The organism is Undibacterium sp. WLX3042 (assembly GCF_049544825.1).
Classification (GTDB): Bacteria; Pseudomonadota; Gammaproteobacteria; order Burkholderiales; family Burkholderiaceae_D; genus Undibacterium.
In genome coordinates this window covers 3368777-3393860 of the sequence record NZ_CP186698.1, presented here as the reverse complement: position 1 = coordinate 3393860, position 25084 = coordinate 3368777, and the positions used below count along the sequence as shown (strand labels likewise).

Annotated in this window: 19 protein-coding genes; 7 read left to right on the top strand and 12 right to left on the bottom strand. The window is 48.4% G+C overall.

The window, feature by feature from the left end; translation table 11 throughout:
• Window positions 1-31: 31 nt before the first annotated feature.
• Both ACPAOP_RS15300 and ACPAOP_RS15295 read right to left on the bottom strand, forming a co-directional pair.
• The gene (locus ACPAOP_RS15300; RefSeq protein WP_423708581.1) at window positions 32-1006 is read right to left on the bottom strand and encodes a glycosyltransferase family 2 protein; all 975 of its coding nucleotides are present in this window, start codon (window positions 1004-1006) and stop codon (window positions 32-34) included.
• A gap of 73 nt (window positions 1007-1079) precedes the next feature.
• A complete protein-coding gene (locus tag ACPAOP_RS15295) occupies window positions 1080-2321 on the bottom strand; it encodes a flippase (protein WP_423678822.1) in 1242 nt (413 codons plus the stop codon).
• 274 nt (window positions 2322-2595) lie between these two features.
• Between ACPAOP_RS15295 and ACPAOP_RS15290 the strand changes: the two genes are divergently transcribed.
• From ACPAOP_RS15290 to ACPAOP_RS15275, 4 genes are all read left to right on the top strand, one after another.
• The gene (locus ACPAOP_RS15290; RefSeq protein ID WP_423678821.1) at window positions 2596-3636 is read left to right on the top strand and encodes a hypothetical protein; all 1041 of its coding nucleotides are present in this window, start codon (window positions 2596-2598) and stop codon (window positions 3634-3636) included.
• Window positions 3637-3836: 200 nt separating this feature from the next.
• Window positions 3837-5882: a methionine--tRNA ligase gene (gene metG, locus ACPAOP_RS15285; protein WP_423708580.1), complete on the top strand. Its 2046-nt coding sequence runs from the start codon at window positions 3837-3839 to the stop codon at window positions 5880-5882.
• Window positions 5883-5894: 12 nt separating this feature from the next.
• Window positions 5895-6374 (top strand): GNAT family N-acetyltransferase, encoded by a 480-nt coding sequence (locus tag ACPAOP_RS15280; protein WP_423708579.1) that lies wholly within the window; start codon window positions 5895-5897, stop codon window positions 6372-6374.
• A 78-nt stretch (window positions 6375-6452) separates the two neighbouring features.
• A complete protein-coding gene (locus ACPAOP_RS15275; protein ID WP_423708578.1) occupies window positions 6453-8291 on the top strand; it encodes an aminopeptidase P family protein in 1839 nt (612 codons plus the stop codon).
• 48 nt (window positions 8292-8339) lie between these two features.
• On the opposite strand, the gene ACPAOP_RS15270 is transcribed toward ACPAOP_RS15275, so the two are convergent.
• Window positions 8340-9257 carry a LysR family transcriptional regulator gene (locus ACPAOP_RS15270; RefSeq protein WP_423678817.1) on the bottom strand — a complete coding sequence of 306 codons (918 nt, stop codon included), beginning with the start codon at window positions 9255-9257 and terminating at the stop codon, window positions 8340-8342.
• A 129-nt stretch (window positions 9258-9386) separates the two neighbouring features.
• On the opposite strand from ACPAOP_RS15270, the gene ACPAOP_RS15265 reads away from it, so the two are divergent.
• A complete protein-coding gene (locus ACPAOP_RS15265; RefSeq protein ID WP_423708577.1) occupies window positions 9387-10451 on the top strand; it encodes a YeiH family protein in 1065 nt (354 codons plus the stop codon).
• A 1-nt stretch (window position 10452) separates the two neighbouring features.
• On the opposite strand, the gene ACPAOP_RS15260 is transcribed toward ACPAOP_RS15265, so the two are convergent.
• The 9 genes from ACPAOP_RS15260 to pstS form a co-directional block, all read right to left on the bottom strand.
• Window positions 10453-14031 (bottom strand): PAS domain S-box protein, encoded by a 3579-nt coding sequence (locus tag ACPAOP_RS15260; protein WP_423708576.1) that lies wholly within the window; start codon window positions 14029-14031, stop codon window positions 10453-10455.
• A 158-nt stretch (window positions 14032-14189) separates the two neighbouring features.
• Window positions 14190-15236, bottom strand: a complete 1047-nt coding sequence (locus tag ACPAOP_RS15255; protein ID WP_423708575.1) for an HD domain-containing phosphohydrolase — start codon at window positions 15234-15236, stop codon at window positions 14190-14192.
• Window positions 15237-15399: 163 nt separating this feature from the next.
• Complete coding sequence (gene phoR / locus ACPAOP_RS15250) at window positions 15400-16695, bottom strand: phosphate regulon sensor histidine kinase PhoR (RefSeq protein ID WP_423708574.1); 1296 nt, start codon at window positions 16693-16695, stop codon at window positions 15400-15402.
• 177 nt (window positions 16696-16872) lie between these two features.
• Window positions 16873-17559, bottom strand: coding sequence for a phosphate regulon transcriptional regulator PhoB (phoB, locus tag ACPAOP_RS15245; protein ID WP_423678812.1), 687 nt, complete (start codon window positions 17557-17559; stop codon window positions 16873-16875).
• 17 nt (window positions 17560-17576) lie between these two features.
• Window positions 17577-18287 carry a phosphate signaling complex protein PhoU gene (gene phoU / locus ACPAOP_RS15240; protein WP_423708573.1) on the bottom strand — a complete coding sequence of 237 codons (711 nt, stop codon included), beginning with the start codon at window positions 18285-18287 and terminating at the stop codon, window positions 17577-17579.
• A 38-nt stretch (window positions 18288-18325) separates the two neighbouring features.
• Complete coding sequence (gene pstB / locus ACPAOP_RS15235; RefSeq protein WP_423678810.1) at window positions 18326-19105, bottom strand: phosphate ABC transporter ATP-binding protein PstB; 780 nt, start codon at window positions 19103-19105, stop codon at window positions 18326-18328.
• A 13-nt stretch (window positions 19106-19118) separates the two neighbouring features.
• Window positions 19119-19991, bottom strand: a complete 873-nt coding sequence (gene pstA, locus ACPAOP_RS15230) for a phosphate ABC transporter permease PstA (RefSeq protein WP_423678809.1) — start codon at window positions 19989-19991, stop codon at window positions 19119-19121.
• The gene (pstC, locus tag ACPAOP_RS15225) at window positions 19991-20935 is read right to left on the bottom strand and encodes a phosphate ABC transporter permease subunit PstC (protein ID WP_423682287.1); all 945 of its coding nucleotides are present in this window, start codon (window positions 20933-20935) and stop codon (window positions 19991-19993) included. Before pstC ends, pstA begins: the two co-directional genes overlap by 1 nt.
• A 217-nt stretch (window positions 20936-21152) precedes the next feature.
• Complete coding sequence (gene pstS / locus ACPAOP_RS15220) at window positions 21153-22196, bottom strand: phosphate ABC transporter substrate-binding protein PstS (RefSeq protein WP_423678808.1); 1044 nt, start codon at window positions 22194-22196, stop codon at window positions 21153-21155.
• A 198-nt stretch (window positions 22197-22394) separates the two neighbouring features.
• On the opposite strand from pstS, the gene ppk1 reads away from it, so the two are divergent.
• Both ppk1 and ACPAOP_RS15210 read left to right on the top strand, forming a co-directional pair.
• Entirely contained in the window at window positions 22395-24605 is a 2211-nt protein-coding gene (ppk1, locus tag ACPAOP_RS15215; RefSeq protein WP_423708572.1) for a polyphosphate kinase 1, read from the top strand.
• A complete protein-coding gene (locus ACPAOP_RS15210) occupies window positions 24605-25084 on the top strand; it encodes a SixA phosphatase family protein (RefSeq protein ID WP_423678806.1) in 480 nt (159 codons plus the stop codon). The genes ppk1 and ACPAOP_RS15210 overlap by 1 nt, the downstream gene beginning before the upstream one ends.

Here is a 25084-nt window from a genome sequence, read left to right as displayed (position 1 = left end):
GGCACGAGACGGGCAAGCTGAATGCAACGCATCATCGCTGCGACACGCGACTGAGAACCGGAGAAAATACCGCTACTGCATAGAGTAAGACTCGCCCCCAGAACGTCGGGCCGATGATTTTTTCTTGCATCAAGCCTCGCACACGCCGCCAGCGAGACAGATGATTAAATTCAGTCAGAAATCCGAGTGTCGATGAAAATTCCACAGGAATCACCGGGAATTGCGCGCTGAACAGCCTTGCCTGGCGCACCGCATCCTGTAAATTTTTTTGTGCCAGTTGTAATTTTCTGCGCGGAGAAAAGAGCTTTTCCCAAAAACTGCTGACACTGGCACCGATCTGGTTATTGTCGTGCTGCCGATAATACATCGTCGCCTGACCGACATGGCCGATATGTCCGAAAACGCCCGCCACCAGCATCAGCCACCAGTCATGCATCACAGCACCATCAGGTACAGGCAAAGCCATTTCCAATAAGCGCCGGTTCAACATCATGGTACAACCCGGTGCCACGTTATACAGAAACAAGGACTCAGGTCTGACGTAAGCGACCGGATCAATTTTCTGATACGCAAAAAAAGACGGTGAAATCACAGTAAGCTGATGATCCGTGACCGCGAGATCAGTAAATACCAGCAGCGGTACGTTTGTGCCGAACTGACGCTCGAGTTCCTGCATTTTCTGTAAGCTCAGGGCGATTTTATTGTTGTGCCAGACATCATCCTGATCTGCCAGCATGACATAGCCTGCATCCGTCTGCGCCAGAGCATAATTGAAATTATGAATGACTCCACGCCGGTGATTAATGTGTAATCGCAGCTCAGGGTGAGCGCAACAGATGTCACTCACGATTTCTGCAGTTTTATCGGTCGAAACATTATCGGAGACAATCAGTTTGCCAAGCGAGACTTCCGCACCGGATACATCGTTGGCAAAAATTGAAGCAATCTGTGCAGAGATATATTTCTCTCCGTTGTAAGAAGCTAAAGCAATATCTATCGTCGGCATAAGGCGGCGCGGGGTGAGGTGAAATCAACAAACAACGGGACTAAGGTGCAGCGATGCATCCGTAAGAAAAGCATCACCATAAGTCTATGCCCTTTTTTTTCGCTGCGACTATCATCGCGACGGTGATCAGAATCTCCGTTAAATACAGGCTGGCAATTAAACCTGTCGATTGATAGTGATAGGTCAGATAGCAGGCATACAGCGCATGCAGCGGCCCCGCGATCAGGTAAATCTTACTCAGAACACGACTTTCACCCATCGCCAGAAAACGCCACTGCGAAATAATCGTCGCAAAGCCAATGACCAGTGGCAGAAAAGCCAGTGCTTTCAGATATATTGCTGCCGGCGCAAAGCTGCCCCCAAGATAGCGCAACGCGATGACATCGGCAAAACAAAACAGGATAAGGCCTCCTGCCAGTTGTACTCCCAGTAGCATGCAGGAGCCGCGTAGTATCAGTGAGCGCGACTCTTCACGTTTACCGGGTTCCTGGTGCAGTGCAGCGATACGCGGAAATAATGCTGCAGCAACAGGCTGAATGAATCCTTGTGCGGCGACACGGATTTTATCGGTCGCGGCAAAATAAGCGACCTGATCGGCACCGGCAAATAACTTCAATAAAATGATATTGATCGTCGTATAAAAGCTGGTGGAAATATTCGACAAAAAGACGGGCCAGCCCTCTTTCAGCATAGAACCTATGCTGCTCAGACTAATCCTGGCACGAACCAGAATCTGGGTCTGCCGGGCATAGTAAAAAGACATGAGAGCGGCAATCAAGCCGGGGATATTTTGCAGTACAGCCGCGATCACCACATCATCGCTGGTTTTCACCAAGATAAAAACCAGTGGCAAAGGCAACAGGCGCGATGCTGCCGTAATCAAGGCGAGTGCCCGCATTCTCTCTAAGCCCTGAAATAACCAGGTCGGAAAAAGTGCATTGCCTAAAACGCCGATAAAACATGCAAGAAACAACACTGCGTGCTGCTGCACGTCTGCAAAAATAAGAATCAGCAGCAGACAAGCCAAGCCACCTGCGGCAGACAAAATCAGTTTCACGGCCAGCGTATTGGCGACAACACCAGACACGGTGAACTTGTCACCACTGTTGATTGCAATCAGTCTGGTCGCAGTGATTCCGAAACCATAATCGGTAATCAAAATAAAATACTGTATGACTGCCTGCGCAAAACCCAGAGCTGCAAAATCCGGCACGCTCAACACCCTCGTGAGATAAGGAAGAGTCACCAGTGGCGCCAGATAAATCAAGCCCTGTACAAAAACAAGATAAAGTATATTTTTTGTTATTGATGTCATTATTAAGCTTCGCGCACCGGACTATCACCGACCTCGCGGCATATTAGATAGAAGCGTCTCATGAGAGACGTGATCATACCTTGTCACGGTGCCGGTAATATTGCCGCCGGCAAAAAAAGCAGGATTTTTTTCTACCCCGAAATAATTGACACCGGTTTGTTGCAAAGCAAACGGAAAAAATGCTGAGGATGCAGGCAGCTTGCTAAAATACGCCATTCATACGCACTCACCACACCGGACGCACACATTAGCGCCGGATTGTCGCTACAAATTTATGTCTACTCCGTCCACGTTGCCTCTCTCGCTGATTAGCGCTGTCAATATCGCTGCCAGCCACTTAAAAAATATCCTGTCCATTGCGTTTGAGCACACCCCGGCACACACCGCCGTCATCGTTTACGACCATAACTCCGCCCTCGCAAGCATACTGACAGAGGCTTACCGTACATGCCTGCCAACGGCAACCTGCATCAACTTTGACGCGGTTGCACCGGCATTTATTTTAGAAACGCTGGAACATTTGCAGGCGTCGGATCTGGTTATTTTGATTCAATCAACAAATTTCCGGCTGGAAGCTTACCGTTTGCGTGTGGAGCTGTTTAAAAAAGGGCTGAAAGTGATAGAACATCCGCACTTGGGACGCATGGATGGTAAAGAAGTGGATTATTACATTGACTCTCTGGCATACGACCCCGGCTATTACCGGATGGTCGGCCCTGCGCTCAAGGCAAAAATTGACGTAGCCGCTGGTGGCGTGATTGACAGTGGTGGCGAACAACTTATTTTCAGTGGCAAGTTTGAACCAGCAAAAATGAATATCGGCGACTACCGTGAGATGAAAAATATCGGCGGACAGTTTCCTATCGGTGAGGTATTCACGGAATCCGTGGATCTCGAAGCCGTGAACGGACGTGTGCGGATTTTTGTGTTCGGAGACACCACATTTACTGTTAACCGGCCGGAAAAACCGATCACGCTCGTTATCAACAAAGGTCAGGTCATCGATGCGCTTGATTCCACGCCGGAATTTGATCGAGTATTAGCCAATATACGTGCTGACGATGGCGTAGTATGGGTCAGAGAGTTAGGCCTGGGCATGAACCCGGCTTTTTCTAAAGACCGCACCGTACGTGACATCGGGACCTATGAACGTATGCGCGGCATTCATCTCTCCTTAGGCTCCAAACACGGCAGCTATGCAAAGCCGCATATCAAACGGGGCGAGGGACGACATCACGTTGACGTATTCGCCATTACCGAATCAGTCAGACTGGGCGATGAGGAGGTGTACCGGGATGGCACCTGGGTCGTCTGACCAGGCAGGCACATAATCAGCAATAGCGGCCCGTCTCGGCAAAAATTAGCTGAAAATGAGAATGCCGGTAAGCCCGGATGCAGCGAAACGAACGCGAAAATACATTCAGGCTCCGTATGCATTCCGGCAAAGCCGCATTCAGCCAGAGTTTCGCTGGTAGAATAATGTCCTTGTCCGTAAATTAAAAAAGTGCATCAACCATGACTCGCAAGCTCTTCGTTACCACCGCCCTTCCTTACGCAAATGCGCCGTTCCACCTTGGTCACATCATGGAATACATCCAGGCTGATATCTGGGTAAGGCATCAGCGAATGTCGGGTAACGAAGTGCATTTCGTCGGTGCTGACGATGCGCATGGTGCGCCGATTATGATTGCGGCAGAAAAAGCCGGTATTTCGCCACAAGAGTTCGTTGGAAAAATTGCGGCTGGTCGTAAGCAATATCTCGATGGATTTCATATTCGGTTTGATAACTGGCATTCAACTGACGGCCCGGAAAATCATGCTTTTTCACAGGACATTTACCGCAAACTCAAGGCTGCGGGCTTCATCATCAGCAAAACTATTGAGCAATTCTATGATCCGGTCAAAAACATGTTCTTGCCGGATCGCTACATCAAAGGCGAATGTCCTAAGTGTGGCGCCAAGGATCAGTACGGCGATTCCTGCGAAGTCTGCAGTGCTGTGTATGCGCCGACTGAACTGAAAAACCCATACTCCACTCTCACTGGTGCGACGCCGGTGATGAAATCATCCGAGCACTTTTTCTTTCAGTTATCGAATCAAAAATGCGTGGACTTCCTGCGTGGCTGGGCTTTGCAAGATAATCGCCTGCAATCGGAGGTCGCCAATAAATGTAAAGAATGGCTGGAGGGCGATGGTGGTTTAGGTGACTGGGATATCAGCCGTGATGCCCCGTATTTCGGGATTGAAATCCCTGATCAGCCGGGTAAATATTTCTATGTCTGGCTGGATGCGCCAGTCGGCTACCTGGCATCGCTGAAAAATTATTTCGACAAAACCGGTCGCGATTTCGATGCGTTCATGGCCGATCCGACCACAGAACAAATCCATTTCATCGGCAAAGACATTACGTATTTCCATACCTTGTTCTGGCCTGCGATGCTGAAATTTTCCGGCTACAAAACGCCGGATAATGTGTATGCCCACGGTTTCGTCACTGTTTCCGGTGAAAAAATGTCGAAATCACGCGGAACCGGTATTTCACCTTTGCGTTACCTCGACATCGGCATGAATCCAGAATGGCTGCGCTACTATTTCGCAGCAAAATTGAATGCCAAGGTAGAAGATCTGGATTTGAATCCGGACGATTTCGTAGCACGCGTGAATTCTGATCTGATCGGCAAATACATCAATATCGCCAGCCGCGCCGCCGGCTTTATCACCAAGCGTTTCGACGGAGCAGTGTCAGGCACCTGGGCAAGCGACAGCGATGAATTCCTGTGCCATGTCCGCAGCGCTGCTGCCGATATCCGCCAGTACTATGAAGGCCGTGAATACGGTCGCGCCCTGCGCGCCACGATGGAGCAGGCTGATTACATCAATGCCTATGTGGACGCCAACAAACCGTGGGAACTGGCCAAAAACCCGGACAACAATGCACGCTTGCAGGAAGTCTGCAGCCGCCTGCTGGAAGCCTTCCGTATCCTGACAATTTATCTGAAACCGGTACTGCCTGCATTGGCGGCGAAAGTCGAAGCGCAACTGAATATCGGCGAGCTGAAATGGGCGGATGTCAGCCGTCCGCTGCCGGATCAGCACAAGATCAATCCGTATGAACACCTGATGCAGCGTGTTGATCCTAAAGTGTTCGACAACCTGTTCGATCCACCAGCTCCGACCACTGATGCCGCCACCACCGCATCCGCTATCGAACCACTCGCAGAAGAAATTAAGATCGATGACTTCGCCAAAGTGGATCTGCGTATCGCTAAAATCGTTAATTGCGAACACGTTGATGGCTCAGACAAATTACTGCGACTGACGCTCGATGTCGGCGAAGGCCGCACCCGCAATGTGTTTTCCGGCATCAAATCCGCCTATCAGTCAGAACAACTGATAGGCAAATTCACTGTCATGGTGGCAAATCTTGCGCCAAGAAAAATGAAATTCGGTATTTCCGAAGGGATGGTGCTGGCAGCTTCAGCGGCTGATGAAAAAGCTAATCCCGGTCTGTATATTCTTGAAGCCTGGCCGGGCGCTCAACCAGGAATGCGCGTACGTTAATTTTCTGCCAGCATGAATATAGCCCTACGTGAAGCAGTTCCAGAAGATGCGCAGCTGATTGCGCATCTGACCCGTAGTTGCTGGGCAAATAAAGTCGCCGTCAGCTCTGCCGGCCACCATGAAAATACGGAAGATGTAATTGCTGATCTTTGCCATGGTGGCGGCTTTTTGCTGTTAATCGATCAAAATCCAGTTGGCTCCGTGCGCTGGACGGCTCTCGATACCGATACAAATGTATGGGAAATCCGGCGTATGGGCATATTGCCTGCCTTTCGCAATCAGTCGCTGTCACAACATCTGCTGGAAGCAGTCATTCATGCCGCGCAAAACGCTGGCGTCACTGAACTCAGATTAGGCGTCAGGACCGATCAGCCACGCTTACTGGATTTGTACACGGCATACGAATTCGAGTTGGCACCTGAACTCGATTATGCGCATGCGAATCCCAACGAGCCTGCACCTTATGTCATGCGTCGCTTTTTGAAGAGCTGACCGCGTTTAACTATGCCAATTCAGAACTTTTACCAATATCTGATGTCTTGATACATCTCCCTACCCGGAAATAACTTCATGAACAGCATCATCAGCACAAACAGCAATCCAGCATCTACAATAATTTCCCCGGTTCCGGCACGCTTGCAACAACTCCGTAGCGCTATGAAGGCAAATGGTCTCGATGCCTACATCATCCCTTCTGCCGATCCGCATTTATCCGAATACCTGCCCGAACACTGGCAAAGCCGTACCTATTTTTCAGGCTTTACGGGTTCTGTCGGTACACTGGTGGTCACGGCTGATTTCGCTGGCTTGTGGGTCGACAGCCGCTACTGGAGTCAGGCCGAAAAAGAGTTGGTACCAACAGGCATACAGATGATGAAAATCGCGTCTGCCGCGTCTGCCTTGCATATTGAGTGGCTGGCAAATAACCTGACAAGCGGACAAACCGTCGGTGCAGACGGCTTCGTACTCGGGCTGGCAACCGCCCGTGCGCTGACGTCGGCACTCCAGGCAAAAGCGATCAGACTCAATACTAGCAAAGACCTGCTGCAAGAAATCTGGCGGGATCGCCCCGCCTTGCCGCTCTCACAAGTATATGAACACAAAGCACCATTTGCTGTGATCAGCCGTAAAGTTAAGCTGACGCAGATACGCGAACAAATGCGATTGAAAGCGGCCGACTGGCATTTTGTCTCCACGGTTGATGATATCGCCTGGATATTCAATTTACGCGGTGCCGACGTCAGTTACAATCCGGTGTTTGTTGCACACGCCCTGATCGGTACAGACAAAGCGACTTTGTTTGTTTCTAACGGAAAGATCAGCCCTGATCTGGCTGCGGTTCTGGCGCTTGATCACATAGAAATTGCAGAATATTCCGAGGCTCAAAACGCCCTGCGGAATTTACCTGCAACAGACAGCATACTGATCGACCCGCGCCGTATCACATATGGCTTCCGTGAAGCGATTCCGGCTTCCGTCACCGTTGTGGAAGCAATTAATCCGTCGGTGTTTGCCAAGTCGAGAAAGACAGCGGAAGAAGCACAATTCGTCAGAGAAGCCATGGAGCAGGACGGTGCCGCTTTGTGTGAATTTTTCAGTTGGCTCGAAGCCAGTCTGGGCAAACAAACGATCACAGAAATCACGATTGACGAGCAAATCTGCGCGGCACGCGCTCGTCAGCCCCATTTCATCTCACCAAGCTTCGGTACGATCGCCGGCTTTAATGGCAACGGCGCGATGCCGCACTATCGCGCAACAGCAGAATCGCATGCTGAAATAAAAGGTGATGGTTTATTGCTGATTGACTCAGGCGGGCAATATCTGAATGGCACTACGGATATCACGCGGGTGATGCCGATAGGATCGGTATCGGAAGCGCAAAAGCGTGATTTCACGCTGGTACTGAAAGGCATGATCAATCTGTCGCAAATGCAATTCCCTCGCGGTACGCCCTCCCCTATGCTGGATACCGTCGCGCGCGCACCGATATGGCGGGAAGGCATCAATTACGGTCACGGAACTGGTCACGGAGTCGGCTACTTCCTGAATGTGCATGAAGGGCCACAATCAATTTCAGGTGCATTAGCGGAGGCGCACACCGCAATGGAAGCCGGCATGATCACATCCAACGAACCGGGTATTTACCGTCCAGGTCAATGGGGTGTACGAATTGAAAATCTCTTACTGACCGTACCTGCAATCACAACCGAATTCGGGGAGTATCTGAAATTTGAAACCCTGACTTTATGTCCTATCGATACACGCTGCATTCTCGTTCATTTGTTACGTGATGACGAAATCGACTGGCTCAATGATTATCATAAGACGGTGTATGCGCGACTGGCATCGAGAGTCACCGGTGCGGCGCTCAACTGGCTGCAAGAGCGCACCAAGGCAATCAGTAAATAAAACCTGAATATGAAGAATGGAGGCCACGTCAGATGATGTGGCCTTCGTTTATCCGGGTCGCCAACCACGGCAAAACTGCAAAAAATCCTGTATATGTCGGGACAGTAATTTGTGCGGACTGTAAATCAGATAAAAACGACGCTTCAATGGCGGAAGTTTCGTTTTTAATTCACACAACTTGCCCAGCGCCAGCAAGTCTGCAACAACCACGCGTGACAGACAAGCGATGCCAAGACCCGCAGCAGCGGCATGCTTGATCGCTTCCGATGTGCCGAACTCGCCCGCCAGTTTGAAGTTTTTCAGATGCGGTAGTAACACCTGCTCGACATTTTCCCGCGTACCGGAACCGCGTTCCCGCAGCAACCAGGTTGCAGATCGCAACTCCTTGATGCTGACGTCACCATCTTTTTGGGCATACGTGTGCTGCGGCGAGCAGACAATTACCATTTCATCCTCAAACCAGGGCTCGACCATCAAGTCTGCACGATGACATGGTCCCTCAATGAAGCCAAAATCAACATCGTAATTCGCTACAGCGCTGGCGATATCGGCTGTATTGGCAATTGTCATCTGGGGATGAGACATCGCCTGATGAGCAGATGATGTCTGCATATTTGCCAGAGGTCTGGCGGCCAGCAAAGCCGGCAGGCAGTAACTACCTATCGTGGTGCTGGCTCCGATCCGGATACAGGACCAGTTGGTGTCCGCCGATGAAAACTGCAGTTCTATCGAATGTGCGGCATCGAGTATCAGGCGTGCCTGTGGCAATAATAAGCGACCATTATCGTTTAACAGCAGGCGCTTACCGATACGATCAAATAACTGCGTACCAAGTATATTTTCCAGTTCATTCAACGCAGCACTGGCTGCCGACTGAGAGAGAGCCACGACATTCGCCGCCATCATCGTGCTGCCTTGTTCGGCGACAGCAATGAATACTTGTAATTGACGCAGACTGATTTTCATAAATTAACCTGTTTTTTTGCTTAATTATACAAAATTAATTCGTTTTATTAGTTTATTGAAAATCGATATGCTGCGCTCACTTCAAAAAAAAAGAACATGATGAGCCACTACAATTCCACAATCCCGTCCATGAAAATTTCTTTGCGTCGCTATCTTCCCGGCTTACTCTTATGTGCATTACTGGCAGTCATCTCCATGTTACTCAGCCAACACAGCTGGATGCAGACACATGGATTCAGCAGTCTGACTACGGCCATCTTGCTGGGTATAATCGCCGGGAACAGCCATTCTGTATTTCAGCATCATCGGTTCGAGCATGGTATGTCGATATCCAAGCAAGCCTTATTACGAACAGGAATTATTCTGTATGGCCTGCGTCTGAGCTTGCACGACATTCAACAGCTTGGTACTAAGGCTGTCGCGATTGATGCGCTCGTCCTCAGCACAACGTTTGCTATTGCCTTATTTCTGGGTAAAAAAGTCTTTGCACTGGATAATAAATTAACTATCCTGATAGGCGCAGGCAGTTCTGTCTGCGGTGCAGCAGCAATCATGGCAACGAGCCCCGTAATTAAAAGCAGATCAGATGACGCAAGTATTGCAATCTCCGGGGTAATGATATTTGGCACGCTGAGCATGCTGCTCTATCCGGTTGTTTTTGAATGGAACAAGCATGTTCAATTCATTCCGCTGCCAACATCCGGTTTCGGCATGTATGTTGGTTCAACTATGCATGAAGTTGCACAAGTAATCGTGGCCGGCAAGGCGGTGAGTGATACTGCGGGCGATGCTGCTGTCATCACAAAAATGCTCAGGGTCATGATGCTGGCACCATTTCTGCTACTACTGCCAATGGTAATGCGCTTGCTGAAACAGCGTCATGACAAGCCATCGTTGCAAGCAGACATGGATGAGACAACAGAAATCACGATTCCCTGGTTTGCGTTCATTTTTATTGCTACCGCCTTACTCAACACTGCATTACATATCCCTGCAGAAATCAGAACCCTGCTGATAAGCACGGACAATTTTATACTTGCAATGTCTATGGTTGCTCTGGGCTTAACTACCAATATCAGCAGCGTGCGGCAAGCGGGAATAAAACCCGTGTTGCTCGCCATGAGCCTGTGGCTGTGGCTGGTCGCTGGCGGAGCCGCCATCAACTATCTGGTGAACAGTACTCCGCTTTTTTAGGCTAATTTGACGCCAGAAACTTTTTCAGCGCCGCATTCATCTGCTCTAACTGCACGAATAATTCCGCTTGCTTTGCTGCGGCCAGACTCAAATCATTGGTCTTACCGAAATGCTCCAGCTCCCTTGCCAGCGTCTCAACCGGAACTGCACAGAAATTACCAACAAGCCCCTTCATAGTGTGTGCGGAACGGTAGAGCAACTCGCTATCCTGCCGCGCCACCGCATCGGCAATTTCGTCCTTATACTGATCGCAGGCATCAAGAAAAGAATGTCCGATAATACTGACGATCTCTGTGTCGGCATTCAGCAAAGCGGCCGAATAATCGAATGATGTGTTTTCTGTCGACATATCTGTCTTTAAAGGTGGGTTATTCATATCAGTCGTTGCAGTTGGCTTCAGACCATCTGAGGTCAGGTCGGTATTCTGCGCTAACTTTTCCAGCAATTCACGCAATAACTCTGCCTTGATCGGCTTGGACAAATAATGATCCATACCTGCTTCATGACATCGTTCCCAGTCGCCTGGCATAGCATTGGCGGTCATTGCAATAATCGGCGTGCGTCTGCCATTGCCCAGCGCACGTTCCGCTTCGCGGATATGTTGCGTCGCCTCGATACCTCCCATTTTGGGCATCTGCATATCCATCAAAATGGCATCAAACGGCTCTCGTGAAAAATACTTAAGCGCGTCCAGTCCGTTTTCCGCCAAAGTTGCAACGTGATTCCACTTACTCAATAGCGCCAGAATCAGTTTCTGATTCACCGGATTATCCTCTGCGACCAAGATTCGTAACGCCGCTGTAAATTGTCGCGTATCTGGCCAGACCTGAGTGTCATGCGTCATTATTTTTTTCTTACCACTCACGACTGTCGTAATGGCATCATAGAGTTCCGACTGGTTCACCGGCTTTAAAACGTAATTTTTCATCCCGAGTTCCTGCAAATGCAGGAAGTCTTCACGCGAACCGGCAGACGAAAGCAAGACAGTTTTTGACTTTAATTTTTCATGTTCCGGGGCCAGTCGGTTCAGAAACTCAAATCCGCTCATACCAGGCATACAAACATCGAGAAGAATCAAATCGATGTATATCCCGTCCGACTGCATCTGCGACAGCAACTGCAGAGCCTCAGTGGCAGATGTGGCAACGATTGGTTTTATTTTCCATTTTCTTAATGTGTCGGAAAAAAATAAGCGGTTAACGGCATTATCGTCAACAATCAGTGCCGTTACGCCGGAAAAATCCATCGGCCGTTTTGCAGAATTGTCTTTTTCGGCTCTTGCCAATCCTATCGTGAAATAGAAGGTACTGCCTTTTCCGGGTTCACTATTGAGTGCCAGCAGACCGTTCATGCACTGTACCAGCCGGGAAGAAATTGTCAGACCGAGGCCTGTGCCTCCGTATTTACGTGTTGTCGATGTGTCTGCCTGGCTGAAAGCTTCAAAAATACTGCTTTGCTTTGCCTTTGGAATACCAATGCCATGATCCGTCACGGCAAAATAAATATCCAGCCGGGTTGCGCTCTCATGCGCGAGCTGGACATCGATGATCACTTCACCTTTTTCACTGAATTTAATCGCATTACCGACCAGATTCGTCATGATCTGACGCAAGCGACCGGGGTCTCCCACGACAATTTCCGGAATTGCTGCATCGATTTTATAAACAAGCTCTATACCCTTCTCCGATGCTCTGACTGACAGTGCGCGCAAGGATGAAGCAATTAATTCCCGCAAAGAAAACTCGATTTTTTCCAGCTCGATTTTCCCCGATTCAATTTTGGAAAAATCCAGAATATCGTTGATGATACTCATCAGAGACTGAGAAGATAATTTCACCAGCTCGAGATATTCCCGCTGTTCGCTGCTCAGATCGGTATCAAGCGTCAGCTCAGTCATGCCAATAATGCCATTCATCGGCGTCCTGATTTCATGACTCATGGTCGCCAGAAATTCACCTTTGGCTTTATTCGCTGCCTCCGCATCATTCTTCGCCTGCAGTAAATCCGTCTCAAACCGCAATCGCTCAGTAATGTCACGACAAGATCCGTAAATGCTGCCATCTGGCAACAGCGCGGCATTCAATTCAACAGGAACGGTATCACCGTCTTTTTTCAGCAGGGCAATCTCGGCGCGGAAACGTTTCTCCTCCTGGATATGGCATAAAAAATTCTGCATCGCCAGATCCCGATCCGCCAGAGGTAGTAAGTGATACATGCTGCTGCCCAGCAGCCCGACTCTGGAGTAGCCCAGCATGTCAGAAGCGAGATCATTGACATAAACTAATTGCTGATTCGCGTTAGCAACAAACACCGCATCGGCGGCGTTATCAAGCAACATTCTTTGCCTTGCCTCGCTGTCGCGCAGCGCCCTGTCGATTGCCAGACGTTCCGATATATCCTGGAAAACAGCAACGGAACCGACCACTTTTCCCTGGTCAACAATCGGAGAGGCAACAATCGAAACCGGGAACAAACTACCTGATTGATGCTGGAAGTATTCGAGATCAGAACGAAAAACTTCACCGGATAAGATAGCGTTATTTATAGGGCAATCGTGATTCCTGATATGCGCGCCGTCAGGACGTATAGAATGCACAAGGTCGTGCAGTATTTTTCCTTTTAAATCGACCAGATTTCGTCCGAGAATACGCTCTCCCTCAGGATTCAAAAACGTGCACACTCCTTGCGCATCCAATGTGTACACGCCCTGCCCGATATTACGCATCATGCTTTCCATCAGAGACTGACTGGATTCGATCTTTTCACGTAAGCGTCGTTGTTCTGTAATGTCAGTGCGGATAGAAATATATTGATATGGCTGCTGACTGTTATCCAAAAAAGGAACAATCGTCGCATTCGTCCAGTAAAAGCTGTCATCCTTCGCTTTATTACGCACTTCGCCATGCCAGACACGGCCACTGGTAATCGTATCCCACATATTCTGAAAAAAAGCGGGGGTATGCAGACCAGAGTTCACGATACGGTGATTTTGCCCGACCAGTTCAGCAGAACTGTATTTGCTGATCTGGCAAAATTTTTCATTGGCGTACAAAATCACGCCATTCGCATCTGCGACACTGACTATCGCATGCTGATCTAAAGCAAACTTCTGTTTCTGCAGCTTCGCCAGGGCTGATTCCAGATCCGCTCTGGCAGCCACCAGTTCAGAAACCAGATCGGATAATAAATAACTCAGTTTATCCAGAGTAATTTCTTCCTGAGAAGTTTTTCCTAGAGAGAAAAGCAGCTGATCTGTCGTTGCTTTCAGGGTTGCCAGCACATGATCACGCTCACCACTCCCCGGATGAAAATGATCATTCGCCTGTTGCAGCGCTTCTGAACTTGACGCGAGCCTGCGTCTGCACTCTGAAAAATCCTGCTCTGAGCGTTGATACGCCTGATCAATCTGAGTAAATAAATTCCTCATCCCGCGCAATGCCTGTCTCGTGCTGTCACTCATCACGGACGAATCAGACTGTTGCGATAACTGCTCCAGTTCCGTCAGCAGTTTTTCTAATTGCTCTTCACTTTGTATGCCAAGCGAGTTCTTATATTGAAGCAAAGATAATTGATGTCGCATCAAATGCTCTCTGCGATAGCCGTATTGATCATGATCTGACTGTGGATCCGGGAAATTTTTATTGAAAAGGTAGAACAGTATTTTTCTGAAATAAACATTGACCGCTATTTTTAATGCAACTGTGCATCGAGCATGTGGCCGTGTAAAAACATTGATTCCTAATACTGGTCATCCTGATACAGATTCTTGATCTCTAATATCTTGTCCCATCCGGCAAAGAATGCATCGACACATAATGGATCGAAATGCTTGCCAGCCCCTTCCCGCAAATGGGCGAGCGCCAGTTCGTTATCCCATGCTTTTTTATACGGACGCTCAGATGTCAACGCATCGAAGACGTCAGCAACAGCAACGATGCGCGCAAACAGCGGAATATTCTCACCGGCCAGTCCATTGGGATAACCACTACCATCAAACTTTTCATGATGTGCCAATGCTATCTCGGCACCAGCGGTCAATAAGTTCGAGGAGCTTCCCGCCAGAATTTCATAACCAAGACGGGTATGCTGCTTCATAACAGAGAATTCATCTGCTGTCAGCTTGCCCGGCTTCAGTAAAATGCTGTCCGGGATACCGACTTTACCGACATCGTGCATCGGTGCCGTTTCCAGAATGAGCTGCTGGTCAGCCGCAGAAAGACCTAATTGCTCGGCAATGATTTTCGAGTAATTGGCCATACGGACAATATGTGCGCCAGTTTCAGGATCGCGGGACTCCGCTGCCTTTGACAAGCGAAAAATCGTCTCTCTTTCCCGTTCCAAAATTTCAGCCGTTGCTTTTTTTACTGACTCATCAAGCCAGATCGCTTTATCCTCGAGAAAACGCTGGCTTTTGCGTAAGGCCAGCATATTTCGGGTTCTGGCGAGAAATTCTATTTTATCAATCGGCTTGATCAGAAAATCGTTCACTCCGGCATCGAGTGCCTGGTAGCGTAATTCCAGCTCATTGTTGGCAGTGATCATCAGGACGGGAATGTCGTGACATCCGTCCAACTCACGAAAACGTCGGATAAACTCAATGCCATTCATGTCCGGCATCATATAGTCGACCATAATCAGGTCTGGCACATTACTGGTACACCATGCAAGCGCAGCTTCCGGCTCACTGAAACTCACCGATTTACATTTATCTATTTTTTTTAATAGCAAGCACAGCAATGTAACGTTGATTTGTGCATCATCCAGCACCAATACGTTCATTTCCATTCAACATCCCCCCAGAGCATATCTGGTCAGTAAACCCTCTGCGAAACTTATGTCAGCAGCAATACAGACGAGTTTAACTTATCTGTCCTCAGGACAAATGGGGAATAACAAAATTTATCCTTTCACGGGATAAATAATTCAGACGACAAAAGCAAACAGACTGCTACTCTTCAATGGCGATATTTGCGGGGAACTGCACAGTGAATTTGCTGCCAGCACCAGGTGTGGAATCGATAAGCAGTTGCGCTTTGTGTCGCAACAATACATGCTTAACAATGGCGAGTCCAAGACCGGTGCCCTGCGTTTCACGCGAGCGGCTTTTATCAACCCGGTAAAACCGCTCTGTCAGACGGGAAATATGCTCCGGACTAATGCCTATGCCATTATCCGTGACAGAAAATCTGGCTCCTTGCGGGGTGTTGATCCAACTGATGTGAATCGTCCCTTTTTCCGGTGTGTAACGGATCGCGTTAGTGACAAGATTGGTCAGTGCACTGCGTATCTCATCTTTGCTGCCACGGATATCAGGGCCATCAATTTCCAGCGTAATCTGATGGCGTCCAGCAGAAAGCGCCTCTGCTTCCTGCAAAATCTGCTCCAGCAAGCCACGCATATCAACGGTTTCGACACGTAACAGATAGTCCATCGATTCCAGACGTGTCAGCGTCAGCATGTCCTCAACCAGACGCTGCATACGCTCACCCTGCTCCGTCATCAGTTTCAGGTGCGAACGCCGGATCGTGATGTCCAGATCCGGTTGTAAAGAAGCGATTTCTAAAAAACCGTTAATGACAGTTAACGGTGTGCGTAGCTCATGCGATGCATTGGCAATAAAGTCGCGACGCATCATATCAATACGTTCAGATTCGGTAATATCATGCGTTACCAGAATCTGGCGACGGTTTTCAAACGGAATAATATGTGCGATCAGCTTGCGGTCACGAAATGACAAAGTCAGCGGCGTTTCGTAACGGCCCAGAATAATGTAGTCCATAAACTCAGGTGTGCGTACCAGATTCGTGACACGCATGCCTTTGTCTTTCTCCAGACTCAGGCCCAGATGATTTTCGGCTGCAGGATTACACCACTCCAGAAATAAAACGTCGTCCATAATGACAACGCCATCCGGTAACAATGTCATCGCCTGACGAAAACGTGCCAGCCATTCCGTCAGCTCTGCCTGATTTTTTTCATCGCCCCGCCGTGATTTGTAGAGTCGTGAAAAAATATCCGTCCACGCGCCCCAGCCATCCGGCAAACGGGAGCTGCTGGGGTTATCGAGCCAGTCTGCCAGCCTTTGCAGATAAAACAGTTGCAGCAGAACCAGCCCGGACATCGCAATAAAGCCGAGTAATAATCCAATAACCGGTCCCCACAGATATGCGGCGACGCCAGTAGCCATCAAAATAAGTAAGGCGCGAACAGAGCTGGAAATCCAGAAGATGAGACGTGGAGACATGAAAATCCCTGATATTTTTTTAATTTTGGGTATAAATTATGGCGAGCAATATTCAAGCCGGTCAAAACGTATACTGATCTCTGACACCAATACATCTGAACATAAAAAAACCACATCCATAACATCTTGAATGTGGTTGTTTTTATATTTCAGTACTGCTGCCACAACAAGAGCATATTACTTTTCAGACAGCATGTAACCCACACTACGTACCGTTTTAATCAGTGATTCCGCAGATTTCAATACTTTACGCAGGCGCAGCACATGTACATCGACAGTACGCTCCTCAATCACAACGTGATCGCCCCAGACTTTGTCAAGCAACTGGCTACGTGAAAAAACGCGTTCGGGATGCGCCATGAAAAACTTCAGCAATTTATATTCGGCATGACCGATATCGACCTTCTGATCATCGATTTTGACGGTACAACTGACCGGATCCAGTACGACGTTACCTGCTGACAGCGCGGTTTGTGCATGCTCAGGGCTCTTGCGACGCAACAAGGCCTTCATCCGTGCGGTCAGTTCACGTGGAGAAAATGGCTTTGTGATGTAATCATCTGCACCATGATCAAGTCCTGCAATCTTATCTTCCTCCATACTTTTCGCCGTCAGCATAATGACAGGAATCTCATTGAACTGGCGGTCAGAGCGGATTTTGGAAAGTAAACGCAAACCGCTCTGGTCGGGCAGCATCCAGTCGAGCAGAATCAACTGAGGAGTCCGGCGTTGAATAAAATCCCAAGCTTCAGCTGTGTTGTTGACGGCAAAAGTATTCCAGCCAGCCGCACGCAAAGTAAAGCTGACAAGTTCAACGATTGCTGGTTCGTCTTCGACAATTAATATTGTGGTATCAGCAGCCATTATTTGTAATCTGTTTCTCAGTTTTTCTGATCTTGTTTGACGGCGACGTAGTCTGAATGACGGATATCTTTACCCTCAACGATGTAGACCGTATATTCAGCAATATTCTTTGCGTGATCAGCAATCCGCTCTATCGCTTTTGCGACCCACAAAGTGTCAAGCGCCGAAGAAATTGTGCTTGGATCTTCCATCATGAAAGTAATCAGATTACGCATAATGGAGCGGAAATCATTGTCAATGATTTCATCCTGAGCGATCAGCTGGACCGCTTTCTCGCCATCAAGACGGGCAAAAACATCAAGCGCCTGATGCAGCATGTCCGCAACGCTGGCCGCCAGTACACGCACGGTGTCATAGCCGTTGAACATAGGAATACTGCGCCGGTTAAGCTGACCTTCTTTTGCGATGCGGGCGATTTTTGTCGACTCATCACCAATGCGCTCAAGATCGGTAATCACCTTGCCGGTAGCGACGACAGTACGTAAATCATTTGCCGCTGGCTGACGCTTCACAATCAGTTGGCTGCACATATCATCCAGTGCAACCTCTAAGCGATTCACCTCCAGATCAGACTGAATCACGATCTCAGCCTGTTCTGCATTGCCTGTACGAAAACATGACATCGCATCATGGAAATGACTTTCTACCAAACCGCCCATCAACAAGACCTTGGAACGGATTGTTTCCAGATCACTGTCATATTGTTTTGAAGAGTGTTCGCCTGTCACAGGTTTCTCCTGAATTCTTGTAATCGCTATGGATGTAATTAACCGAAACGACCGGTAATATAGTCTTGAGTTTCTTTTTTCACCGGATTCATGAAAATATGATCCGTCTCGCCGAACTCAACCAACTCGCCCAGATACATGTATGCGGTATAGTCGGAACAGCGTGCCGCCTGTTGCATGTTGTGCGTAACGATGGCGATCGTGTATTCCTCTTTCAACTCATTGATCAGCTCTTCGATTTTTACAGTTGAGATCGGGTCGAGCGCAGAAGTTGGTTCATCAAGTAAGAGTACATCCGGCTTAACCGAAACGCCACGTGCGATGCACAAACGCTGTTGCTGACCGCCAGACAGACTTAAGCCGCTTTTATTCAACTTATCTTTGACTTCTGTCCAGATCGCCGCTTTTTTCAGAGCCCATTCAACGCGTTCGTCCATCTCACCTTTGGAAAGGTTTTCATATAAACGCACACCGAAAGCGATATTGTCGTAAACGGACATGGGAAAAGGAGTCGGCTTCTGAAATACCATGCCAACTTTAGCGCGCAGCAAATTAATATCCTGATCAGGGTCGAGGATATTCTTACCGTTATAAATGATTCTGCCTTCCGCGCGCTGACCAGGATATAAATCGTACATACGATTTAATGTACGCAACAAAGTTGATTTGCCACAACCGGAAGGTCCGATAAATGCAGTGACCTTTTTATCAAAAATATTCAGTTTAATATCGCGCAGGCTACGGGTGGCGCCGTAGTAAAAATTCAGCCCGTCGATCTCGATTGCTTTTTTCTGTGTATTTGCTGTAGTGGTTGTCATATCGATACTCGGATTAATGCTGTGTCTTTTGGTTAAACAAGGTACGCGACAAAATATTCAGAAGCAGAACGCTGAACGTAATCAGCAGTGCACCACCCCACGCCAGCTCACGCCAGTTATCGTAGGGACTCATTGCAAACGAATAAATGACGACCGGAAGATTTGCCATCGGACTGTTCATGTTGGCACTGAAAAACTGGTTATTCAACGCAGTGAAAAGTAAGGGCGCGGTCTCACCGGAAATCCTGGCCACAGCAAGCAAAATACCAGTCACAACACCGGCCTTCACTGCACGCAGCCTGACCAGCAGCGCGACTTTCCATCGCGGCGCACCCAGTGCGAATGCTGCTTCACGCAGACTTGCCGGAACCAGTCCCAACATATTGTCGGTAGTGCGAACGACGACGGGAATCGCAATCAGTGAAATCGCCACGCTGCCAGCCCAACCGGAAAAATGTTTAACGTTGGCAACATAAATTGCATAAACAAACAGACCGATCACGATAGAAGGTGCCGACAACATAATGTCGGTCACAAACCGAGTAAGACCGCCAAACCAGCTCTTATCACCGTATTCAGCAAGGTAAATGCCGGCGAGGATACCAATAGGAGTGGATATCAATGTTGCTGAACCAACCATCAGAAAACTACCGACGATCGCATTCATCAAACCACCGCCATCGCTGCCCGGGGCCGGCGTGGACTCGATGAACATAGGAAGATTAATTGCAGAAAACCCTTTGATTAACAATGTAAAGAGTATCCACATCAGGAAAAATACGCCAAACACCATCGCAATGGAAGACAAGGTAATACCAAGCCGGTGTACCAGTAAGCGACGGCGATAGACAGGATTTTGCGCTGCCTGAGCTTTAGACATATCCATTATTTTGTACCTTCTTTCCGGCTCAAACCGAGCAACATCAATTTAGCAGCAGATAACACGATGAAGGTAATCACAAACAAAATTAAACCCAACAGAAATAAAGAGGATGTATGCAGAACTGTCTCAGCTTCTGCAAATTCATTCGCCAGCGTCGAGGCAATACTGTTACCAGCGGCAAATAAGGACCATGACAGTTTATGTGCGTTACCGATCAGAAAAGTCACTGCCATCGTTTCACCTAACGCGCGTCCCAAGCCCAGCATAACACCGCCGACAACGCCGATTTTTGTGTAAGGCAAAACGATTTTTCTGACCACTTCCCACTTCGTGCATCCGAGTCCATATGCTGACTCTTTCAGTACCGGAGGAACAACTTCAAAAACGTCGCGCATCACGGAAGAAATAAAGGGAATAATCATGATCGCCAGGATGACACCGGCAGATAAGATACCCAGGCCTATCATAGGCCCGGAAAACAAAACACCAATCACTGGCAATTTACCGAGAGTGGCGGCCAGCGCAGGTTGTATATATTCGGAAAACAAAGGTGCAAAAACAAACAAGCCCCACATGCCGTAAATGATACTAGGCACGCCGGCCAGAAGTTCAATTGAAGTACCAAGCGGGCGCTTCAGCCATGGAGGACATATTTCAGTGAGGAACAGTGCAATGCCGAAACTAACGGGAAAAGCAATCAGCAACGCAATAACCGAGGTAACCAGGGTTCCGACGATAGCAATCAGACCGCCGTATTTATCGTTCACAGGATCCCACTCTACCGTGGTGATAAATCCGAAACCAAATTCCTGCATGGCAGGGATCGCACGCAAAAACAAGGAGACGATAATACCGAGCAAAACGACTAAAACGAGAGCCGCAAAACCCAGAGTCAACTTGTGAAAGAAAAAATCCTGCCAGCGCTGACGACGCATAACTGCCGCCATTCTTGCTGCACTCAGTTGTGCTGGTTGAGTGCTCTCAGCGTTCGATATATTCTGGCTTGATGATGGTGCTGTCATATTGACGGAAATCGTTGGTGTAGGCATAGGTGTCTTTCCACCGAAAGGCGATCCGCAGAAAAGCAGGATCGCCTCACTTAAAATAGTTCACTGATTCATCAGCCGAATCAGTGAACCTGAACTACTTCATTTACTGCGTAAATTACCAGATAGCTTTTGCAGAAGCGTCTTTGATTTTCGCTTTCCAGCTATCTTCAATCAACTTGACAACTGGCGCTGGCAAAGAAACATATTCCAGCTCAGCGGCCATTGCACCACCGTTTTTAAACGCCCAGTCAAAGAATTTCAACACTTCTTTGCCTTTGGCTGCGTCAGCCTGAGTTTTGTGCATCAGGATGAAAGATGCGCCAGTGATAGGCCATGTAATTTTACCTGGCTGATTTGTCAACACCAGATACATACCTGGCGCTTTACTCCAGTCCGCACCAGCAGCCGCTGCTTTGAAGTTCTCATCATCAGGCTCAGCAAACTGACCTTCCGCATTTTTCAATGTGGTGTAAGTCATTTTGTTCTTTTTCACATAAGCATACTCAACATAACCGATTGAGTTTTTAATACGCTGAACGTTGGCTGCAACACCTTCGTTACCTTTACCACCCAAGCCAACTGGCCATTTAACTGCAGTGGATGAACCAACTGTGGTCTTGAACTCAGCATTCACTTTACTCAGGAAATCAGTCCACAAGAATGTAGTACCAGAACCGTCAGAACGGTGAACGACTGTGATGTCTTCCGCTGGCAATTTCACACCTGGATTAACCGCAGCGATTTCAGCCGCATTCCATTTTGTAATTTTTCCCATGTAGATACCCGCGAGAAGATCGCCGGTCATCTTCAATTTACCAGGAGCGATACCGTCGATATTCACGACAGGCACAACGCCACCGATGATCGCTGGAAACTGCATCAAACCTTCTGCGTCCAGTTCCTCGAGCTTCAAAGGCATATCAGAGGCACCGAAATCAACAGTTTTCGCCTTGATTTGCTTGATACCGCCACCAGAGCCAATGGACTGATAATTCAGACCAACGCCAGTCGCTTTTTTGTAAGCTTCCGCCCATTTCGCATAAATTGGGTAAGGAAATGTAGCGCCCGCACCAGTAATATCAGCTGCGTGAGCAGCGGAGAATGTTGCAGCTAAACCAACTGCAGCGACCAGGGATTTAATGACACGATTGATTTGCATGTTCACCTCTAAGGTTAAATAACAGGTATTCGTTACTACGAGACGGACTTTACAATCGAATTATGACAAGATAATGACTTGCAAAAATAACGCTGAAATATTTAATTCCGCAGTGATTTTATGTCATAAACTTGTAATACCGTTCCAATAGAATCAGAAATTACATATATATGACAGTCTTTATGACATGCAAACGACATGCAGAATCAAGATGTAATTAACCCCGCAAATGACGGTGATGCAAACGAGGCCAGCACAGTCAATCCTCTGAAAAACGCTGCTCCGGGTACAAAACTGCCCCGGATTGCCCGTACAGGCAAATCCGCCTCTTCTGAACTTGCCAGAACCGCGATTTTTCTTGACCGGGAAATGTCGCAGATTGCATTCAACTGGCGTGTATTGGCCCAGGCGGAAGACAAAAGCATTCCATTACTTGAGCGGCTCAAATATTTATGTATTGTCGGCAGCAACTTAGATGAATTCTTTGAAGTCAGGGTCGCCAGTTTGCTGGCACAAAATACAATTGACGGCGAACTGGTCCAGCACCCTGCTTTTCTGTCAACACTGAAACGGATCAGTTCCGAATGTCACCAATTAACTGAGCGGCAGTATGAACTTCTGAATCAGGAAATTCTGCCGCAGTTATCCAAAAAAGGTGTACATCTGCTTCGCCACTCCGAGCGCAATGAAGCGCAGAGAGCGTGGGTGAAATCTTATTTTGAGCGTGAAGTTCGTCCCTTACTGACACCAATAGGTCTGGATCCGGCCCACCCTTTTCCTCAGGTCGTCAATAAGAGTCTGAATTTCATAGTCTCGCTGGCAGGCAAAGACGCGTTTGGGCGCGGAACAGCCATCGCCATCGTGAAAGCACCACGGGTTTTACCCCGCATTATTAAACTTCCGGATGAATTGTCGGTCGATGGACTGTCGTTTTGTCTGCTTTCTTCCGTCATTCACTCCCACATTGCGGATTTATTCAATGGCAGAGATGTCATCAATTATTCGCAGTTCCGCGTTACCCGCGACAGCGACTTATGGGTAGATGAAGAAGAAGTGAAAAACCTTCGTCAGGCCTTACAGGGCGAGTTACAAACCAGACAATTTGGCGCAGCAGTTCGGCTGGAAGTCGCAAAGAACTGCCCTGAAGACCTGTCGCGTTTTTTACTCGAACAATTTTCTCTCGACCATGACAGGCTTTACCCTGTTGATGGGCCAGTGAATATGGTTCGCCTGGGAGAAATTGTCGATCATGTCAAACAACCAAGTCTGCGCTTTCCGCCATTCTCCGCAAAAGCTATCGGTAAGTATTCCCACACAGATATCTTCACCTTGCTGCGCAAACAGGATATTTTGCTGCATCATCCTTTTCAGCCATTCCAGACTGTTATTGATTTTATACGCTCAGCATCTCTGGACCCGAATGTGGTCGCGATCAAGCAAACCATTTATCGTACCGGCATGAACTCAGATCTGATGGAGTCGCTGATCACAGCGGCCCGTTTAGGTAAAGAAGTGACTGTCATCGTCGAATTAATGGCGCGTTTTGATGAAGAAGCGAATATCAACTGGGCGGACAAACTGCAACGTGCGGGCGCGCAGGTGGTGTACGGCGTAGTGGGATTAAAAACGCACGCAAAACTGGCTCTGGTCATCCGTCGTGAGGAAGCCGGCACACTCAGACATTACGCGCATTTAGGGACAGGCAATTACCACCCTTCAACCACCCGCTTTTATACAGATTTTGGTCTGTTGACGGCGCATCCGGGCATCGCGGCAGAGGTGAACGAAGTATTCATTCACCTGACAGGTCTGACCAAACCAAAAAAACTCGAGTACCTGTGGCTGGCACCATTTGCCCTTCAACCACAAATTATCAAAGCCATTCGCAACGAAGCGCGTATTGCACGCGAAGGCCGGCCGGGGCGCATTATCGCGAAAATGAATGCGTTGCTCGACGAATCTGTCATACGCGCCCTTTACGCTGCTTCCGCAGATGGCGTAAAAATTGACCTGATTATCCGCGGTGCATGCGCACTGCGTCCGGGAGTACCCGGCTTATCGGAGAATATTCGCGTTCGCTCCATCATCGGACGTTTTCTTGAACACAGCAGGATTTACTATTTCCGTAACGACCTCGCGCACGATGTTCACCTCGCCAGCGCCGACTGGATGAACCGTAATTTATTCCGGCGCATTGAAGTTGCATTTCCTGTGTTGGAAAAATCTCTGAAAAAACGCGTTATTTCAGAGGGACTCGATCCCTATTTAAAAGACAATACCAACGCCTGGATACTTGACTCTGACGGTCAGTATGAACGCAAAAAGGCACGTGGCAAGCAAGCCAGTTTCGGTGCACAACAATACCTGATGCAACAACTTGGTTCATTGTCAGCTTCGGAAGATGAATAATGGATTTAATACTCTGGCGTCACGCAGAAGCCGAACAGGCAACTGAAGAAATAACAGATGAATTCAGAAAACTGACAGGCAAAGGGATTAAACAGGCTGGCAAAATCGCTTACTGGCTCGATAGTACGCTTCCGGAAACAAGCCGCATTCTCGTCAGCCCGACCATACGTACCAGAGATACTGCCGATGCCCTTGTTTCGCGCGGCCGAAAAATCAAGATTATTCCTGAATTAGGGCCACAGGCTTCAGCGCAGGATATTCTGCGTATTGCCAACTGGCCAAATAGCCGGGAACCGGTCGTCATCGTCGCTCATCAACCATGTCTGGGCCAAGTCGTCAGCCAGGTATTGGGTCAAACGTCACCGGGATACAGCATACGAAAAGGAAATGTGTGGTGGCTGTCACAGAAACAACGTGAAGCAGAAGAAGTGACGACCTATCTTAAGGCTATCATGTCGCCTGATCTGGTTGTCAAATAA

What these genes read in the sequence shown, in the direction of transcription:
- ACPAOP_RS15300 (WP_423708581.1), bottom strand. Translation starts at nt 1,006, where the DNA reads ATGCCGACGATAGATATTGCTTTAGCTTCTTACAACGGAGAGAAATAT.
- ACPAOP_RS15295 (WP_423678822.1), bottom strand. Translation starts at nt 2,321, where the DNA reads ATGACATCAATAACAAAAAATATACTTTATCTTGTTTTTGTACAGGGC.
- ACPAOP_RS15290 (WP_423678821.1), top strand. Translation starts at nt 2,596, where the DNA reads ATGTCTACTCCGTCCACGTTGCCTCTCTCGCTGATTAGCGCTGTCAAT.
- metG (WP_423708580.1), top strand. Translation starts at nt 3,837, where the DNA reads ATGACTCGCAAGCTCTTCGTTACCACCGCCCTTCCTTACGCAAATGCG.
- ACPAOP_RS15280 (WP_423708579.1), top strand. Translation starts at nt 5,895, where the DNA reads ATGAATATAGCCCTACGTGAAGCAGTTCCAGAAGATGCGCAGCTGATT.
- ACPAOP_RS15275 (WP_423708578.1), top strand. Translation starts at nt 6,453, where the DNA reads ATGAACAGCATCATCAGCACAAACAGCAATCCAGCATCTACAATAATT.
- ACPAOP_RS15270 (WP_423678817.1), bottom strand. Translation starts at nt 9,257, where the DNA reads ATGAAAATCAGTCTGCGTCAATTACAAGTATTCATTGCTGTCGCCGAA.
- ACPAOP_RS15265 (WP_423708577.1), top strand. Translation starts at nt 9,387, where the DNA reads ATGAAAATTTCTTTGCGTCGCTATCTTCCCGGCTTACTCTTATGTGCA.
- ACPAOP_RS15260 (WP_423708576.1), bottom strand. Translation starts at nt 14,031, where the DNA reads ATGCGACATCAATTATCTTTGCTTCAATATAAGAACTCGCTTGGCATA.
- ACPAOP_RS15255 (WP_423708575.1), bottom strand. Translation starts at nt 15,236, where the DNA reads ATGGAAATGAACGTATTGGTGCTGGATGATGCACAAATCAACGTTACA.
- phoR (WP_423708574.1), bottom strand. Translation starts at nt 16,695, where the DNA reads ATGTCTCCACGTCTCATCTTCTGGATTTCCAGCTCTGTTCGCGCCTTA.
- phoB (WP_423678812.1), bottom strand. Translation starts at nt 17,559, where the DNA reads ATGGCTGCTGATACCACAATATTAATTGTCGAAGACGAACCAGCAATC.
- pstB (WP_423678810.1), bottom strand. Translation starts at nt 19,105, where the DNA reads ATGACAACCACTACAGCAAATACACAGAAAAAAGCAATCGAGATCGAC.
- pstA (WP_423678809.1), bottom strand. Translation starts at nt 19,991, where the DNA reads ATGGATATGTCTAAAGCTCAGGCAGCGCAAAATCCTGTCTATCGCCGT.
- pstC (WP_423682287.1), bottom strand. Translation starts at nt 20,935, where the DNA reads ATGGCGGCAGTTATGCGTCGTCAGCGCTGGCAGGATTTTTTCTTTCAC.
- pstS (WP_423678808.1), bottom strand. Translation starts at nt 22,196, where the DNA reads ATGCAAATCAATCGTGTCATTAAATCCCTGGTCGCTGCAGTTGGTTTA.
- ppk1 (WP_423708572.1), top strand. Translation starts at nt 22,395, where the DNA reads ATGCAGAATCAAGATGTAATTAACCCCGCAAATGACGGTGATGCAAAC.
- ACPAOP_RS15210 (WP_423678806.1), top strand. Translation starts at nt 24,605, where the DNA reads ATGGATTTAATACTCTGGCGTCACGCAGAAGCCGAACAGGCAACTGAA.